This window comes from Deltaproteobacteria bacterium (assembly GCA_016874735.1).
Classification (GTDB): Bacteria; Bdellovibrionota_B; Oligoflexia; order Oligoflexales; family CAIYRB01; genus CAIYRB01.
Genome location: VGTI01000160.1, coordinates 1 through 2183 on the forward strand (window position 1 = coordinate 1; position 2183 = coordinate 2183).

The window sequence follows — 2183 nt, forward strand, 5'->3', positions numbered from 1 at the left end:
GAGCTTGGTGTAGGCGCTCCCATTTTGCGAGACCTTAAATTCGTTTGTACCTTGATCGAAATAAATCCGCCCTTGTCCGCTACTACTCAGTGCTGGGGCTGTGGTCGCTGGGAGTGATAACTGTGACACAGATAAATCGCCAGTCACCGTATCGCCAGCTTTGTTTAGCGGAGCAAAACCTAATGCTGCAGTGATGTCCGCAGCTACAAGACTCGTCCCCGATCGCACTCGACCCTGCGCATCGAACGTTACTTTAGTCGCCGTGCCAGGCGTTGCAACAGTTGCCAGAGTTGCAGTGCCAGTGCCCGGGCCCGTTGCCACGATATCGCCGGTTAGTCCCGTTAGGTAGTTGCCAGACGCCGCCGCCGGCGGCAAGCTTGCCGCTACCCACTTACCGCTTTTGAAGGTCAGTACTTGATCGGCTGCGGGCTCTCCGCCGGCCTGGGTTTTGGCTGTCAGGTTAGTTGAGCTAAGGCTGTCCCACTTGACGCCACCCGTGCCATCGCTGACTAGTACGTTGCCGCTGGTGGCTGTCTTCGCATTTTTAATACCAAGGTGCCCACTCGACGTGTCAAAGGACAAGGTTTTGTTATCAACAGGGATCCGCATGGCAAGAGGGATGTAGTTAAATTTCTGCCGCGGATAGGTCTTACCGCTCGACGAGATTTCGATAAATACAGGCTCCGTGCCATCGCGGAAGATATCCTGTACCTGGGTAGACACGAACGGGAAGTAAAGTGAGAATACCCCCTGGTTCAGTCTCACATTGGCGAACTCGAACGACTGCCCGAGTTGTGTCCCGTCAATCTCTGCGGTCCAAAATGTTGCCTCAATCGCGACAGGCCCGTCTTTTGGCGCACCAGAAGATTCGGTTAGCCTCCCTGAGTAAGTCATTGGTAGACTACCCAATCCTTGGGCAAGCGCGTTGTCGATAAAGCCGAGAAGCGATCCGATTAACAAAACACTACTCGCAAACGTTGCACTGCGTTTGCGCACATTAATTTTTGTTGTGTCTCTGACCTTGCCCATGGGACCGCCCTTAATGGATGATCGGACCCCTCTCTTTTCAGTCTCGCAACGGCATCGTCATGGCCAGGAAAAAGCTTTAGGTGATTTTTTGAAATCTCGTAATTTCAGTTGGTTAGGAGCTGTCATTAAATGCCGTTTTTTTGATGGTTGTTCGGCTTGTTTGAAAAACACGGGAAAAATTATAAATTACAGATGTTTGCACTAAATTCGCGAGATGTGGTGTTAAAGTAGCCACAAAATCGGTGGCTTGGCTGTATCATGTGCTCCTGGGCGCATGTGGCAGCAAGCTCAGCGGCCGTTGCTATCTATGCACGAGTAAGTTCTCATGATCAGAAGATTTTCGTGACTTACGCGAAAATGGTCAAAAACGGATTTCGTCCGAGTGAGGCGTCGGTAATCACCAATTGGTCGTTAAATATCAGCTGACATTCAAGTTTTAAGTATGATATATCATCCCCAATGTATTTTAGAGAATGATTTAAGTGACCGTGATCAAGTGAGTAACCTGAACTGGCAATATGAGCTTTCTCTATTAAGGATGGTATATTGATTTCCAAGGCATCTAAGGGATGATATATTATACTTAATATAAGTAGGAGTTCACCTTGCATTCCTCAGCGAACGATCTTCTGCCGCCGCGCCTTCGTCGTGCCTTGGCAAAGCTTGGCAGCGACATCAGCCTGGCGAGGCGAAAGCGTCGCCTAACTATAGCAATGATGACGGAGCGTATAGGTGTATCGAAGCAAACCTATCAGCGCGTCGAGCGCGGGGACCCAACCGTTGCTATGGGTACTTATGCACTCACTATATTCGTCCTGGGACTTGGAGAGAAGCCTTTCGATTTTGCCGACCCAAGTCAAGACGAGCAAGGGCTTCTGATGGATGCTGAGAGGATTCCAAAGCGTGTTCGTGCGAAAAAGGGGCTCACATCGCGATGAAACGCTCAATCGAAGTCCATCTCGGTGAAAAAGCGCAACGAGTGGGTACGCTCAATTACAATCAGGATGGTAATCGCGAGAGGTCAGCGTTTGAACAAATGATCGCCGCAATCCGCCTTATTTATGGGGCGGTCAAGGCGATCCACTAAGGTTTCGCGTTAGCGAATACCGCCGCTAAATCCGTTTGTATAAGTAAATTGCATCGAATATTATCCC

The 2183-nt window shown here is 49.7% G+C and carries 2 protein-coding genes; one reads left to right on the top strand and one right to left on the bottom strand.

What is annotated here, in order from left to right; genetic code table 11:
- Positions 1-1029 (bottom strand): hypothetical protein (locus FJ146_19935; GenBank protein ID MBM4254243.1); only part of this gene is annotated, 1029 nt, incomplete at its 3' end.
- Positions 1030-1634: 605 nt separating this feature from the next.
- On the opposite strand from FJ146_19935, the gene FJ146_19940 reads away from it, so the two are divergent.
- The gene (locus FJ146_19940) at positions 1635-1967 is read left to right on the top strand and encodes a helix-turn-helix transcriptional regulator (GenBank protein ID MBM4254244.1); all 333 of its coding nucleotides are present in this window, start codon (positions 1635-1637) and stop codon (positions 1965-1967) included.
- Positions 1968-2183 lie beyond the last annotated feature (216 nt).